Below are 14,569 nucleotides of genomic sequence, written 5' to 3'. Positions count from 1 at the left end.
CATATCTGGAGACATTGATGTGACGGATAAAATTACCGGGGCAATGCAGAAAATTGGCTTTGATGATAATATCTTGGAACGAATGAGTGGGCTGATCATGGTTCAGCTGTACGTTGGTTTGGTTTCAGGAACTGAGAATTTTATTACTGTGTTTGATGTAGTTTAGGGTCTTGAAGGTTGTTCGCGGTTTGGTGAAAGCGGGACTAAGCCGCCTACAATTTTCAGCAGAAAACCGTATCTAAGGGGACTGTGGCACAAACATTACTTTGGTGTAGGTATTGCTGTCATGGCTCGAAACCTAATGATTGCACTGAATAATTATGGGCTTCTACAGCTAGAAGCGGGTGTTGCAGAGGCTATGATGTCTGGTGAGGAGCGTTTTTTTACAGAAGAGGATGCGGAGCGTGTAGCCCATGAAGCAGTTATGGATAGCTGGAGTCGCTGTTCAGATGAGCATAAGCTGACAGGGCATTGGAAAATTTATGCTGTACATGAAGGGAACAATTATTATTTAAGTTTAGGTAAACATACCGACAGCGAGGCTGACATAAGAAGACAGATTGATGCATTATGTTCATATGAGTTTCCTTTCTTGGAAAATTCAATACGACCTTGCTATAGAATTTCTTAAATCAAAATTAGATATTAGACATTAAAGTTTAATTTTTCAATCACAGTATGATATATCCATGAGCGTGTTAACGATTTTTAAAGTTTCACCTGAAGTTAAAGTTAGTGATTAGCTTCAAAAAATATGGGGAACTTACGGAAGTATAAATAATCTCTTGCTAATATAAATGCGGGATAACCATATTGAAAGAGGTAGACGTAAGGATTCATGGGATTGCTTGACTGGTTTGCTTAATCATCTGATAATTTTGATATTGTGCCTCGATTCCTTAATGGTTTCGGTGGTTTTTGGGATATGCTAATTGTATGTTAATCAGATAGAAGGTAGGTGTTTCTTGATAGATATGATAAAAATATGGCTAATTTCTCAGTCGTGGTTTTGGTCGTTACGAGCAGAGTTGAAAAGAATTATCTTCTTTTTTGAGCGCAATGCCTATAAAGGTCGAGTTCAAGTATTTAAAGCCAGTGAAAATACTAAGATTCTTGGAGCATTTACTTGGCTTACTTTGAAGTCGTTCTTATGGGTTGCGATAGCATTATTTTTACTGGGAGGGCTTGAAAATTACATTCGTGGCAATGCTGATTTTTTAAAACCCCTGTCGGTGGATGAAAAGAAATTCAACATTGAACAGCTTCGATTATATGCACAATTACTTACCGCCATTTTCTCAATATATTTTGCTACGATAGGTATCATTCTTAGTGCTGGATATACTCGATTAAGACGAGATATCATTAATCTATTGACAACTGAGCAAGTTGGTAGTGTATATTCACAAATATTAGTTATGTCAGCAATGTTTTGTTTAAGTGCTTCAGCTCTGCCGTTATTTGGCGTTGAGCCTGGATTATTTGATTATATCGCTGGAACGGCTCTAACCATTATTGGTTCTTTGGCATTGTTTCCATTAGGTCAGAGACTTTTTAATTTTTTCAACCTTAATCAATTAGCTAGAACTGAATTACTTCCCCGAATAGTACGCAATATAGAGGGTGCTGCTAACCCTAAGAATTCAATATCATTATCCAATCATCATTCTAAAGCCGCGAAATTGGCATTTGAGCAGCTATGTTACATAGATGATCGGATGAAACTCGAGAAAGTTGGACTTGGTGATAATCTGCCTGCCTTAAATGATGATTACACTGCGCTCCTTCTTCACTATCTACACCAGAAGCATAGAATCGATCATCAAAGTTACTGGTTTCCTAGGGAGCGGAAGCATAACCAATGGTTCTTGGCTGGTGATACTGCTACTTCTATGGCTCTACAAACTAGCAGTCAATTAAATTTTGAAGAAAGGATCAATTATTATTGGCTAGAAACTATGATTGTTGAGAGATTGCTCGGGCATATCGAATTAGCTTTAGAGGTTTGTGATCTTACGTTAGCTTTAGATTTGATTGGTAGATTCTCCTCTAGAATATCAACTTATGCGGAGCAATTTCACTTTGATATTGGGATGCAAGAACTTGATAAAATGAAGAAGCTTATTGAAAAAACAATTGCATCATCCAATTTCGATAAACCAGATATAAATCATGTAGCAAAGATAGGGATTGCTGATACTTGGGCTACCTTAGGTAGCAATCTATGTTTTGAAACATTAAGACGAATGTTAACATTTGAAGTGGAATTAAAGAAATTCTTTGATGATGATGTATGGACAACGAAATCGTTACAAACATTACCTGCTTTTTTGCAAGTAGATTTGGCTTTTATTATCGATCGCATTGACTTTGAAGAAAGAATAGAAGGAAAAAGATTATCTAAACAAAAATATGTTCAACAACTGGCAGTTCGAAAATTATTGCTAAGATATGAAAAAATATTGCCAGCGATTTGTGAGTTTTATGAAAGCAAGGTGCCTGATTTCATCAGTTCCTTAGCTAAAATGAAAATGCCAGAATGCTCAACTCAAGTACTGCTTGCGAGTTTACACAACTATTGGAAACTTCCAAAATGGTTTGAAGATATTTCTAGTCTAATCAAACGATATGAAAGTTATAACCATTACTCAGATAAACAATATATTTTCCCATCGGTATCTATTCATGACTTAACTAAACGTTTAGACCAAAAAAGAAATGAAGCAATTGAAATGCTTGGGTCATATGATGCTATTGGGCATATTTTCGCAGCTGAACATAATGAAGATCTACCCGATCACTTTGGACAAATATACTTTGAGTTAGCTGAGGAGTGTGTTCATGCTCTTGAGGAGAACAATGATGATAAGTTTAACAAAATTGCCCCAATGTTTATTTCATTATCTGTTTTGGCTGCTAATGTCAAATTTGCAGACCCTAAGTTAGACGTTAATGACGAATATCGTTTTCATCTATTTTCTACTGTTTTTAATGATCTAGCTTCTATTCTTGGTTTTGCAATACTCTACGGTAGTTACTTCGGAAACCCTAACCTTTCAACAAGAGCACTTGAGAAATTCAACCATTTTATTGATGCAGTTCAAGATAAACAACAATATTTAAAGAGGATGATATTGCTTTCAGACCCATTTAACTTCAGTCACGCAGTTTCTCCCCGAGACATTATTCGTACTAAATGGAAAATGGCATTTGAACATAGAGCAAGAACTGATGGGTTTGGTGAAAGCATGGGAGTTAGGCGAGGAGCACAGCACAAAGAAAAAATAGTTCGAGAATTTATTCGCTCTCATTCTGACGCATCGCATCTGTTTTACGCAATGCAGATTCTGCCTTTGCTGGAATCCGTAGATTTTGACATCAATTATCATATTACTGATCTTGCTAGCCGGTTAGTTAAGGAGGAGTGTGAATGAAAATTAACAAAATTGGTCCTTATGAGCGTTATCATATAGATAATGTTTTTCCTAATTTTATTGAGTCATGGTTTATTAGAACTGGTTATACACAGCCAACTTTTCATCGAGGGATGTTTGACGAAGACTTTTCTAGGGTATTCTATTCGTCTCGTCATCTAGATGGACGCATTTTCGTTGTCGATTCCAATGATAATGACTTAGTGGAACAGTTATTAGGAAACACACAGACAAGACATAGGGCTACTTCGATTGATGAGACGATACGGGAAATGACTGAAGAAATTGCTCGTACCTTGATTGGATTAAATAAATGCTACTATTTTCTTCATGAATCAACTGATAGCAATAATAGGCGCTTGGCATATTTTAGCGGGAATGGTGTTTTTCGAATTCTAAATCAATATATTCAACTAGTGCCAAAAAGAATTGAAAAATATTGGGGGCGTGATGATGAAGAACATGTAAGGGAATTACGTTTGTTGGATAAAAATAAGATAATGTACTTCTCTATGCCTGCTATTATAAAAAAACTACTTTCTAAACAGAACAGGATTTTGACTTTCTTGGATAAATATCAATATGATAATGTAAGGTTTTTTCCTAAAGCCACGTATGAAGACCCATCACCAAAGAATTACTTTGATTTTAAGGTTTGGAAGAACTCCCATGATTTCGTACTGTATCGCGCCACTCGGGAAACAGGATGGAATGGAAGGAAATATAATTCACCGATGTGTTCGGATGTTTTCAATTGCCATCGTTTGCTACGCTTTAGGAAAAATCAGATAATATTTCGAGACAATATTTTGCAACAGTTAGGTCAACAGCTTACGAAAATAGGTCGACAATTCAATTCAAAGTTTTATATTGTGATTTCTGGTTCAGAACTTCTCACCAGTTTAACTAATCTTAATGGGGTTGAGGATAGACTAGAGAGAGAGGAAATTAGCTTCTCAGAGATTATTGATTTCTGTTATCGGCTATAGAGGAAAATTAACACTAATAAATTCAGTTCAGATTTTGGCATGCAGGTATAAGGCAATATATAAATCAGCCCCCTGCATGATCCAAGATTTCCATTTTACTCAAGAAGGTATCAAATAACTTTTCTATAAGCTTCGTACGAAGATTTTAACTTATTATTGGATTATTTTTCTTAATAAGGAACCTATCACAATGATCTACACATTTTTTGTTCATGTGCTTTTTATAAGAAAGTTTTTTTACTTTTTCATAACGTCTATTTTAGTAATGTACTCACCTTTTCGGTATATTCTTATATTGCCCGGTGGACACTTAACAGCGTTACGGATTTCATTCATAGTACAATTTGATAGAATATCGCAACACTGCATATAAATTACCTTTCGGTTATCGATATCTAATATGCTTGAGAAGCCACTGTTTACCCATGAGTCTGGTATCTCTATGTTATGTATAATTTTCATATATTCAATGATGAAAGAATCTGTAAGATAAAATCTTCCAATTGTGTATTTTCCCCTGTAAGTATTCTCTAATGAAGAGGCTAGGTAATCATTCTTTGATATAACGTACAAATCGTTAATTAGCATATTTGCTTTCAACCTCAAGTTCAATAATACGTTTGTTGGTCATGTCAATCAAACATTGAATATCTTGATTGCAGGAAGCTTGATGTTTGATCCACCTTCTTTGTGAGGGCAGCAGCTTTTTACGTGATTCTGATGATAAAGCTTTCCAGACTTCATTCAACTTACTGTCAACTTCATTGTACTTTTGCGTTAAAACGGAAGTGGAGAATGCTTTTGGCTTCTGAGAGTTGTTTACAACTGGTTTTGCCATTTTGAGACAGGTTTCCTGCCATTTTTTTGCTGAAACAGATGAAACATCATCTATGAAAACTTCGCGAAGTGTTAAACCCTTTAGCTTTGCACCTTCTTCCATCATCAAACGATATTCATATGGAATAGCTCGAAGTTGCTTATCTATATCAATGTTTGCATCTTTTGACTCATTGATATATGCCCTGATTTCGTCTTTTGTCGGTGTTCCTTGCTTACAAATTTCATTCTCATTTCTAAGCATTTCTTTTGTTAGTTTACGCGATGAAACTTTCGGCTTGGATGAACACTTTTCCTTGATTCGAGTTTTGATATTTGCAGATTGTTCATTAACCATCATACGAGCCATCACAGGATCATTTTGGTACATAGGTAGCCCTAAAGCTCCATTCAAAAGTATGAGCCTTATATCATCTGATGTAGGCCCACCGTCCACACAAAGTTTGCTGGTTGGAAGAGCCAAAAGATCATCTACGGTATCAATGTCCTGGAAGTTGTTGCGGCTATCTGAAGCTGCTGTAGAAGCAGCCGAAGCCAACGCTACGGACAATACAATGATTTTGATTACTTTTCTTTGATTCATATTTAATGCTTTCCTTGCGCTAGTGAAGAAGGGAGAGCCTCCAGAAGGCTTAACTTGGTGGCTTTGAAGCAAAATCTGGTGGGCAAGACATGATTTTATATCGATCTGTAAAATCTATCAATATTCAAAAATTGATCTATAAAAACGATCAACTTGCGCGAGGAAAGCTAGAAGATTGATTAGTCAATCTTCTTGGAAGTGATACGGAGCGATTGCTATATCTCTTCGAGAGGTCTATGTCTACCGATGGTTTGTTTGGGGGTTAAGTAGAACATGTTTTTTATCAACTTCGAATTTATCTATATCTTCCAATGAGTTAATGTCATGTATAACTCCATCGATGATTACGGTCGCTTTGCCGCTCTCATTGCTCGTAACCACATATGTTGCAACTTTACCTTCTATCTCTTGATGTAGGCCTTCCTCTAGCTCGGTTATAAATGTAGGTTTGAGAATGCTGGCCTCTTGATCCTTCTTGAGCTGACTGGCAAATTTTTCAGGATCAATAAGTTCATCAATGAAAGAGTGAAGTACAAGCCCTTGCGTTTTGATTAGGTCATGGTTTTTGATCGTTTGACTTTCGACGTACGTGGTGCCGGGTGAACGGTTGCGGTTGAACTTGATAGCTATTCTTTGCTTTTTATCGTCGGCAAATAAGATTGAAAAGTGACCGTATCGATCATTTATGTCATAGCAATCGATGCGCTTGATAGCTTGCCTTACCCTCAAACGGATTCGCTTACGATCAGGATTTTTCGTATCGTGCACATCGAAATGCTTAAATTGCTCCCATCCAGAGGTTTGGGTTTCTGATCTGCTAATCTTGTACCGTTTGAACTCATTTTCTAGCTGCGCTTTTATCTTTTTACGATCGTTTATCTGCTCTGCTAGGGCATCAATATCATCTGTCAAAATTGCTAATTTAAGCAGCTTCTCAATTCTCTCTGATTCTTTTGCAATCTCTGATTTATACCAATCTGTTTTATCTTCTAGATGGTTAGTCCAAACATGATCGGCGATAAGTTGCAAAACTGCATGTTCAAGCTGATATGACGTGAATCCTTTCTTGCCACATGGTTTACCCTGAACAATCTTTGAACCACATATATAACGGTACTTGTTCTTACTTGAACCCGACTTGAACATGAATGAACCACAATTCCCGCAAAAGAGTATACCGAGTTCTGAAAGTAATGGGATTTCTGGTTCAGGATTTCCTTCTGGATGATTGAATGAACTGCGAGTGACAGCGCGGTGATGGTCTAACTGTGAAAGCGTTAGATAATCAATCTCTGACATCAGGGCAGGGTAGTAGTCTGGGATCGTGTATGTTTCTTTAAGAGGCTCATCTGTATCAGTATCGTAAATAACCGCGCCTGATTCATCCCGTTTATCCAGAGTAAAGGTTTTTTGTCCATGAACCGTTGGGTTCAAAAATGTTCTAAGTAAGTGCTTACCCCATTTCTCAGTTTTTGGTGGTTGTATGTTGCCTTCTTGATTTTTATAGACTCTTTTTTTAGGTGCTGGGTAATGTTCGTTAAGATACCGCTGGATCCCCAGCAATGTTTCGCCGCTCTGTTTTAATTCGATTATTTTTTGTGCTGTATTGTAGTAAACAGGGTGAGGCTCAACGTTCCCTGATTTGGTATCAACCCACCATACATTTTGCCCGATTGATTCGATTGCTTTTGCTGCTGTTCCCGGTTGCCTTGAAAGGTTATATCTGATCAGAGTACGAGCTTGTGCTTCCACTCGATTTTTCTTCGTCAGTGATTCATCGTGTGCTCGAGTGAACATCAATAGGGAGATGATCAGGTCAGTTGGATTATTCTTTACATCTGCATACTTATAAACTTTCTCATCCATTCCGGTTACAACGATAATTCCTTTCTTCAGAAGGCTTTTGAAAATGTCTAAAGCACTCCAGGCATCGTCACGACTAATGCGGTCAAGGTTTTCTACAACTAACCATGATCCTTTAGGAACCTTTTTCCCTATCTGAGAGATGAATTCTGAAAGCTTACCTTCATAAGCATTTTTACCTTTGAAAGCAGACATGCCGAGATCGTGGTATGCGGTGCTATCCAGCTCAAGATCATAACGTTCAGCAATCTTTGCAGCAGTATCTTGCTGACGTTCAAGTGAGTTTCCGTCACGTTGCTTAGCTGATGAAAAACGAACATATGAATACAGTTTAGGCTTCATTAATCGTACTTACCTTCGGGTAGCAAGTGAGTGAAAAACTGATGCTCAGATGCTAACAGCAGACATGCAAATTTTAAACAATGAATAATTGTACTTTTGGCAAGCCTGCCAATACCCGCTGCGTTCAGCTCTCTGAATCCAACCTGTGTATGATCTTTGGTTCGCCCTTGCGCCCGAAGGTCTGTTCCGGGCTTCAGCCATCGGCCGAAATGTGCGGCAGCACGCGCGCGCAGGCGATGACCTGGCTGCTTGAACTGGAGGCGCTCACTGCGCCTTAAACGTCTTTGATCCTCACCAGACAGCCAATCGTCAGCGTGCACATCAGCAGCGCAATCCAGAATACCGTGTGATAGTTCCAGATCTCGGCAACGATTCCGGCCATTGAGCCCGCGATAATCCAGCCCACGCGGGTGGTATTAGTATAAAGGGTGGTGGCGGCACCTGCCTGGCCCGGCATCAGATCCTGGAAGTAGAGCATGCCAATCCCCGCAAGGATGCCGATATAAATGGCGTTCAGCAGCTGTAAGGCCAGCAGGAGTCCCGGCGTATGCACCGTCAGCATACCAACGTAGAACAGCAGCCCGGCGACGGCCGCGACGCGCATTAAAAAACGCTTTCCGAAACGCTTCGCATAATAGCCTGCAATAAGCATGGTCGGGATCTCAAGGCCCGCGGCGGTGCCCATCATAATGCCGGCCAGCTTCTCCGGCAGGTGCAGCTCATCAATAATAAACAGCGGCATGTTGATGATATAAAGGCTGTTGGTGCCCCACATCAGCGTGCAGATAACAAACAGGAGCAGGGCATCGCGGCGGTTACGACGCGGTGCTTCCAGCACGCCCGTTGCCACTTTGGGCTCTTTGCGCATTGACGGCAGAAAGCACCACACCAGCGCGCCGCACGCCACAAACGCGACCGCTGCGCTCAGGTACATCACCGTAAAGCCAAACCCCATCGCCAGCGCGTAGGCCAGCGGCGGACCAATCACCCATGCCAGCGACACCTGAGCGCGCAATATCGAGCTGAACATTACCGCTTCCCGCCCGGTATGGTCGGCATGCTCGCGGGCGAGGGCAAATAGCTGCGGGTTGGCGGTTGAGCCAAAGCTGCTCAGAAAAACCCCGATGAACAGCAGAACGAAATAGTTACGGTTCCAGGCAAACAGGACGCAGGCCATCACCCCCAGCAGACAGCAGAAAACGATCAGGCTTTTACGATCTCCCTTGCGGTCGGAACGACCGGCGAGAAACTGGCTGACGAGAATGCCAATGATGGCGCTTCCGGTAAAAAAGAAGCCAACCATCGCCGGACGGGCGTGTACTTCGTTAGTCAGGAATAAGCTCAGCGTCGGGGTTTGCAACGCACCGGCGATGCCCGTGAAGAAGGCAACAATCAGGAACGCCGTTGATGTCAAATCAAAGGGCTTCGGCGCGGTGGCCGCAGGGGTGTTATCCATGTTTTATAATTAGCGAGTAGCAGAGAGGGGCGGAGTTTACGCCGTCAGCTAAAAAATAAACAGTGGGTGAAGTCAATTACGCCACGAAAAATCAAAATGGCATTTCAACTTACGCCCCACCTGGCTGAACTTAGCTGAAACTGGTTTGCTGAACTTCAGCAAAATTCAGCTGAGCGCAGAAGAAATGTGCAGTATCTCTAAATTCTGATATCGGAAAGACGACTTTTCTTGCAAGCCATTGCAGAAAGCGCAAGACTTTTTGAAACGTTTCAGCGCTATCTTGTTTAAAAAAACGGAGCAGGCTAGCGCATTTTTTCTCATGTAAGCTGAAACGATTCACTTTCAGCAGGAGAGGAGAACCATGTTCCAGTTATCTGTTCAGGATATTCACCCGGGCGCTCAGGCCGGGGATAAAGAAGAGGCCATTCGTCAGGTTGCCGCTGCCCTTGTGCAGGCGGGTAACGTCGCGGACGGCTACGTAAACGGTATGCTGGCGCGCGAGCAGCAGACCTCCACCTTCCTCGGCAATGGCATTGCCATTCCGCACGGCACAACCGACACCCGCGACCAGGTGCTGAAAACCGGCGTGAAGGTTTATCAGTTCCCGCAGGGCGTACTCTGGGGCGACGGCCAGGTGGCTTATGTGGCTATCGGTATCGCGGCCAGTAGCGACGAACACTTAGGCCTGCTGCGTCAGCTGACGCATGTCCTGAGCGATGACTCCGTGGCGGAACAGCTGAAGTCTGCAACGACTGCTGAAGAGCTGCGTGCGTTGCTGATGGGCGAAAAACAGAGCGAAGCGCTGAAACTCGATAACGACACGCTGACGCTGGATGTTGTGGCCTCCGACCTGGTCACGCTGCAGGCGCTGAACGCGGGTCGCCTGAAAGAAGCGGGTGCCGCTGATGCCGCCTTTGTGACGCGCGTGATTAACGATAAACCGCTGAATCTTGGCCAGGGTATCTGGCTGAACGACAGCGCTGAGGGCAACCTGCGCAGCGCGATTGCAGTGAGCCGCGCGGCCACCGCGTTCGACGTTGAGGGTGAGACAGCAGCCATGCTGGTGACCGTGGCGATGAACGATGAGCAGCCGGTTTCGGTGCTGAAGCGTCTGGGCGATCTGCTGCTCAACAATAAAGCTGAAAAGCTGCTGAACGCCGATGCCGCGACCGTGCTGGCCCTGCTGACCAGTGACGACGCACTCACCGATGATGTGCTGAACGCCGAGTTCGTGGTGCGTAACGAACACGGCCTGCATGCCCGTCCGGGCACCATGCTGGTCAACACCATTAAACAATTTGAAAGCGAGATTACCGTGACCAACCTGGATGGTTCGGGCAAACCGGCCAACGGCCGTAGCCTGATGAAAGTCGTCGCGCTGGGCGTGAAGAAAGGCCATCGTCTGCGCTTCACCGCGCAGGGTGCAGATGCTGAACAGGCGCTGAAAGCGATTGGCGACGCCATCGCGGCGGGTCTGGGGGAGGGCGCATAATGAGCAGACGTGTTGCGACTATTACGCTGAACCCGGCTTATGACCTGGTGGGGTTTTGCCCGGAAATTGAGCGCGGCGAAGTCAACCTCGTGCGTACCACTGGCCTGCATGCTGCGGGCAAAGGGATTAACGTCGCGAAAGTGCTCAAGGATCTCGGTATCGATGTCACCGTGGGCGGATTCCTGGGTAAAGATAACCAGGATGGTTTCCAGCAGCTGTTCAGCGAGCTGGGCATTGCCAACCGTTTCCAGGTTGTGCAGGGCCGTACCCGCATCAACGTTAAGCTGACGGAGAAAGACGGTGAAGTGACCGATCTGAACTTCTCTGGCTTCGAAGTGACGCCAGCTGACTGGGAGCGCTTTGTTAACGACTCCCTGACCTGGCTTGGTCAGTTCGACATGGTGTGCGTCAGCGGAAGCCTGCCGTCCGGCGTCAGCCCGGAAGCGTTTACCGACTGGATGACGCGCCTGCGCAGCCAGTGCCCGTGCATTATCTTCGACAGCAGCCGCGACGCGCTGGTTGCGGGTCTGAAAGCCTCTCCGTGGCTGGTGAAGCCAAATCGCCGCGAACTGGAGATCTGGGCAGGCCGTAAGCTGCCGGAATTAAAAGATGTGATTGAGGCTGCCCATGCGCTGCGCGAGCAGGGTATTGCTCACGTGGTGATCTCGCTGGGTGCAGAAGGGGCGTTGTGGGTTAACGCTTCAGGTGAATGGATTGCTAAACCGCCGTCAATGGAAGTTGTGAGCACCGTTGGCGCAGGGGATTCCATGGTTGGCGGCCTGATTTACGGCCTGCTGATGCGTGAATCCAGTGAACATACGTTACGTCTTGCCACCGCCGTTGCAGCCCTGGCCGTGAGCCAGAGCAATGTCGGTATTACCGATCGTACCCAGTTAGCCGCGATGATGGCGCGCGTTGACTTAAAACCTTTTAACTAACAGCAGGAGAGGAATAATGAAAACGCTGCTGATCATTGACTCCGGTCTCGGACAGGCTCGCGCCTACATGGCGAAGACCCTGCTGGGCGCGGCGGCACAAAAAGCACACCTGGACATCATTGATAACCCAGGCGATGCAGAGCTGGCGATTGTCCTGGGCGATAAAATCCCCGCTGACAGCGCCCTGAACGGCAAAAAAGTGTGGCTGGGCGATATTAATCGCGCGGTGGCACACCCGGAACTGTTCCTGAGCGAAGCGAAAGGTCACGCGACCGTCTACAGCGCGCCGGTCGCGGCGGCTCCGGCTACGGCATCGGGGCCGAAACGCGTTGTTGCGGTCACGGCCTGCCCGACGGGCGTGGCGCACACCTTTATGGCGGCTGAAGCCATTGAAACCGAAGCGAAAAAACGCGGCTGGTGGGTGAAGGTTGAAACTCGTGGCTCCGTGGGTGCGGGCAATGCCATTACGCCGGAAGAGGTCGCTGAGGCCGATCTGGTGATTGTGGCGGCAGATATTGAAGTGGATCTGGCGAAGTTTGCCGGCAAGCCGATGTACCGCACCTCTACCGGCCTGGCGCTGAAAAAGACCGCGCAGGAATTTGATAAGGCACTGGCAGAAGCCAAACCGTATCAGGCCACTGGCGCAGCCAAAACCCCGACCGAAGGGAAAAAAGAGTCTGCGGGCGCATACCGTCACCTGCTGACCGGCGTCTCCTACATGCTGCCGATGGTGGTGGCTGGCGGCCTGTGTATTGCGCTCTCCTTCGCCTTCGGTATTGAAGCGTTTAAAGAGCAGGGCACGCTGGCGGCAGCGTTAATGCAGATTGGCGGCGGCTCCGCGTTCGCGCTGATGGTGCCGGTGCTGGCAGGCTTTATCGCCTTCTCTATTGCTGACCGTCCGGGTCTGACCCCGGGTCTTATCGGCGGTATGCTGGCGGTGAGCACCGGCTCTGGCTTTATCGGCGGTATCATCGCCGGTTTCCTCGCCGGTTACGTTGCGAAGCTGATTAGCTCGAAGCTGAAGCTGCCGCAGAGTATGGAAGCGCTGAAGCCAATTCTGATCATTCCGCTGATCTCCAGCCTGGTGGTCGGTCTGGCGATGATTTACCTGATTGGTAAGCCGGTTGCGGGCATCCTTGCGGGTCTGACCCACTGGCTGCAAACCATGGGTACGGCGAACGCGGTGCTGTTGGGCGCGATCCTCGGCGGCATGATGTGTACCGACATGGGTGGTCCGGTGAACAAAGCGGCGTACGCGTTTGGCGTTGGCCTGCTGAGTACCCAGACCTACGCGCCGATGGCGGCGATCATGGCGGCTGGTATGGTGCCACCGCTGGCGCTCGGCCTGGCGACGATTATTGCCCGTCGTAAGTTCGACAAAGCGCAGCAGGAAGGTGGCAAAGCGGCGCTGGTGCTGGGCCTATGCTTCATCACCGAAGGCGCGATTCCGTTCGCGGCGCGTGACCCGATGCGTGTTCTGCCGTGCTGTATCGTCGGCGGCGCGGTAACGGGTGCCATCTCCATGGCGATTGGCGCGAAGCTGATGGCTCCGCACGGCGGTCTGTTCGTCCTGCTGATCCCTGGCGCCATCACCCCGGTCCTGGGTTATCTGCTGGCGATTATTGCCGGTACGCTGGTGGCGGGTCTGTCTTACGCGGTGCTGAAACGTCCGGAAGCGGAAGTTGTGGCAAAAGCAGCTTAAGCGGTAAGCAATAAAAAAGCCGGGTGCTAACGCAACCCGGCTTTTTTTATGCCGCCTGTTCAGCGGTTTGCTGGGCCTTCAGCCAGGCAATCTCTTCCGCCCAGATATCCGGATTGATGGTTTCCAGCACCATCGGAATACCGTCGAAGCGAGCGTCCTGCATGATAAAGCGAAACGCATCGTGGCCGATATTGCCTTCACCCAGGCTGTGGTGACGGTCAACGCGGCTGCCGAACGCGCTTTTCGCATCGTTCAGGTGCATCCCGCGCAGGTACTTAAAGCCGACTATTCGCTCAAATTCATCAAACGTGTTTTTCGTCGCCTCGGTGGTGCGCAGGTCGTAGCCAGCTGCAAACGCGTGGCAGGTATCAATGCACACGCCCACGCGGGATTTATCTTCCACGCCGTCAATAATCGCCGCGAGATGCTCAAACCTGAAGCCGAGGTTGCTGCCCTGACCGGCGGTGTTTTCAATCACTGCCGTCACGCCTTTGGTTTTATCCAGCGTCATGTTGATGGATTCGGCAATGCGCGCCAGACAGGCGTCTTCATCTATTTGCATCAGATGACTACCCGGATGGAAGTTCAGCAGCGTCAGCCCGAGCTGTTCGCAGCGCTGCACTTCATCGAGAAACGCCTCTCGGGATTTTTCCAGCGCTTCCTGAACCGGATGCCCGAGGTTAATCAGATAGCTGTCGTGGGGAAGGATCTGGCCCGGCCCGTAGCAGTATTTCTCACAGGCGGCTTTGAAGTCGTCAATCACGTCGGCGGTGAGCGGCGCGGCGCGCCACTGGCGCTGGTTTTTGGTGAACAGGGCGAAAGCGGTCGCCTCGATTTCGGCGGCGCGAATGGCGGCATTCGCAAGGCCACCGGCAGCGCTGACGTGCGCTCCAACATATTTCATAAAAAGACTCCTGCTAACCCGAAACGCTT

At 46.4% G+C, this 14,569-nt stretch carries 12 protein-coding genes; 8 read left to right on the top strand and 4 right to left on the bottom strand.

Annotation, left to right across the window (positions count from 1 at the left end):
- Positions 1 to 19 precede the first annotated feature (19 nt).
- From HBM95_15455 to HBM95_15440, 4 genes are all read left to right on the top strand, one after another.
- On the top strand, positions 20 to 166 hold the full coding sequence (locus HBM95_15455) for a hypothetical protein (protein ID NIH44325.1): 147 nt from the start codon (positions 20 to 22) through the stop codon (positions 164 to 166).
- Between the two features lie 135 nt (positions 167 to 301).
- Positions 302 to 631: a hypothetical protein gene (locus HBM95_15450; protein ID NIH44324.1), complete on the top strand. Its 330-nt coding sequence runs from the start codon at positions 302 to 304 to the stop codon at positions 629 to 631.
- A 343-nt stretch (positions 632 to 974) separates the two neighbouring features.
- Positions 975 to 3,434: a hypothetical protein gene (locus tag HBM95_15445; protein NIH44323.1), complete on the top strand. Its 2,460-nt coding sequence runs from the start codon at positions 975 to 977 to the stop codon at positions 3,432 to 3,434.
- Positions 3,431 to 4,423 (top strand): hypothetical protein, encoded by a 993-nt coding sequence (locus HBM95_15440; GenBank protein ID NIH44322.1) that lies wholly within the window; start codon positions 3,431 to 3,433, stop codon positions 4,421 to 4,423. The genes HBM95_15445 and HBM95_15440 overlap by 4 nt, the downstream gene beginning before the upstream one ends.
- Positions 4,424 to 5,000: 577 nt before the next feature.
- Here HBM95_15440 and HBM95_15435 read toward each other — a convergent pair.
- Entirely contained in the window at positions 5,001 to 5,843 is an 843-nt protein-coding gene (locus tag HBM95_15435; protein NIH44321.1) for a DUF1311 domain-containing protein, read from the bottom strand.
- Positions 5,844 to 6,083: 240 nt separating this feature from the next.
- Positions 6,084 to 8,048: a recombinase family protein gene (locus HBM95_15430; protein NIH44320.1), complete on the bottom strand. Its 1,965-nt coding sequence runs from the start codon at positions 8,046 to 8,048 to the stop codon at positions 6,084 to 6,086.
- 80 nt (positions 8,049 to 8,128) lie between these two features.
- Between HBM95_15430 and HBM95_15425 the strand changes: the two genes are divergently transcribed.
- Positions 8,129 to 8,326 (top strand): Fe-S-cluster oxidoreductase, encoded by a 198-nt coding sequence (locus HBM95_15425; protein NIH44319.1) that lies wholly within the window; start codon positions 8,129 to 8,131, stop codon positions 8,324 to 8,326.
- On the opposite strand, the gene setB is transcribed toward HBM95_15425, so the two are convergent.
- Positions 8,323 to 9,504 carry a sugar efflux transporter SetB gene (gene setB, locus HBM95_15420; GenBank protein ID NIH44318.1) on the bottom strand — a complete coding sequence of 394 codons (1,182 nt, stop codon included), beginning with the start codon at positions 9,502 to 9,504 and terminating at the stop codon, positions 8,323 to 8,325. The two genes, HBM95_15425 and setB, sit on opposite strands and share 4 nt — an antisense overlap.
- Positions 9,505 to 9,865: 361 nt before the next feature.
- Here setB and fruB point away from each other — a divergent pair, with 361 nt between their 5' ends.
- Genes fruB through fruA form a run of 3 tightly spaced genes read left to right on the top strand, consistent with a single transcriptional unit; the run spans position 9,866 to position 13,636 of the window.
- Complete coding sequence (gene fruB, locus HBM95_15415) at positions 9,866 to 10,996, top strand: fused PTS fructose transporter subunit IIA/HPr protein (protein ID NIH44317.1); 1,131 nt, start codon at positions 9,866 to 9,868, stop codon at positions 10,994 to 10,996.
- Positions 10,996 to 11,934 (top strand): 1-phosphofructokinase, encoded by a 939-nt coding sequence (gene fruK, locus HBM95_15410; protein NIH44316.1) that lies wholly within the window; start codon positions 10,996 to 10,998, stop codon positions 11,932 to 11,934. The genes fruB and fruK overlap by 1 nt, the downstream gene beginning before the upstream one ends.
- Before the next feature lie 16 nt (positions 11,935 to 11,950).
- Positions 11,951 to 13,636 carry a PTS fructose transporter subunit IIBC gene (gene fruA / locus HBM95_15405; GenBank protein NIH44315.1) on the top strand — a complete coding sequence of 562 codons (1,686 nt, stop codon included), beginning with the start codon at positions 11,951 to 11,953 and terminating at the stop codon, positions 13,634 to 13,636.
- 46 nt (positions 13,637 to 13,682) lie between these two features.
- Here the strand turns inward: fruA and nfo are convergent, their stop codons facing one another.
- A complete protein-coding gene (nfo, locus tag HBM95_15400) occupies positions 13,683 to 14,540 on the bottom strand; it encodes a deoxyribonuclease IV (GenBank protein NIH44314.1) in 858 nt (285 codons plus the stop codon).
- Between the last annotated feature and the right edge of the window lie 29 nt (positions 14,541 to 14,569).

The sequence above is a fragment of the Enterobacter asburiae genome (assembly GCA_011754535.1).
Taxonomy (GTDB): domain Bacteria; phylum Pseudomonadota; class Gammaproteobacteria; order Enterobacterales; family Enterobacteriaceae; genus Enterobacter; species Enterobacter cloacae_N.
Note: the sequence above shows the minus strand (reverse complement) of the source record. Positions and strands in the feature narration are given on the sequence as shown.

Excerpts from the sequence above, each read along its gene's own strand:
- HBM95_15450 (NIH44324.1), top strand. The coding sequence starts at position 302 with ATGATTGCACTGAATAATTATGGGCTTCTACAGCTAGAAGCGGGTGTT.
- HBM95_15445 (NIH44323.1), top strand. The coding sequence starts at position 975 with ATGATAAAAATATGGCTAATTTCTCAGTCGTGGTTTTGGTCGTTACGA.
- HBM95_15440 (NIH44322.1), top strand. The coding sequence starts at position 3,431 with ATGAAAATTAACAAAATTGGTCCTTATGAGCGTTATCATATAGATAAT.
- HBM95_15435 (NIH44321.1), bottom strand. The coding sequence starts at position 5,843 with ATGAATCAAAGAAAAGTAATCAAAATCATTGTATTGTCCGTAGCGTTG.
- HBM95_15430 (NIH44320.1), bottom strand. The coding sequence starts at position 8,048 with ATGAAGCCTAAACTGTATTCATATGTTCGTTTTTCATCAGCTAAGCAA.
- HBM95_15425 (NIH44319.1), top strand. The coding sequence starts at position 8,129 with ATGAATAATTGTACTTTTGGCAAGCCTGCCAATACCCGCTGCGTTCAG.
- setB (NIH44318.1), bottom strand. The coding sequence starts at position 9,504 with ATGGATAACACCCCTGCGGCCACCGCGCCGAAGCCCTTTGATTTGACA.
- fruB (NIH44317.1), top strand. The coding sequence starts at position 9,866 with ATGTTCCAGTTATCTGTTCAGGATATTCACCCGGGCGCTCAGGCCGGG.
- fruK (NIH44316.1), top strand. The coding sequence starts at position 10,996 with ATGAGCAGACGTGTTGCGACTATTACGCTGAACCCGGCTTATGACCTG.
- fruA (NIH44315.1), top strand. The coding sequence starts at position 11,951 with ATGAAAACGCTGCTGATCATTGACTCCGGTCTCGGACAGGCTCGCGCC.
- nfo (NIH44314.1), bottom strand. The coding sequence starts at position 14,540 with ATGAAATATGTTGGAGCGCACGTCAGCGCTGCCGGTGGCCTTGCGAAT.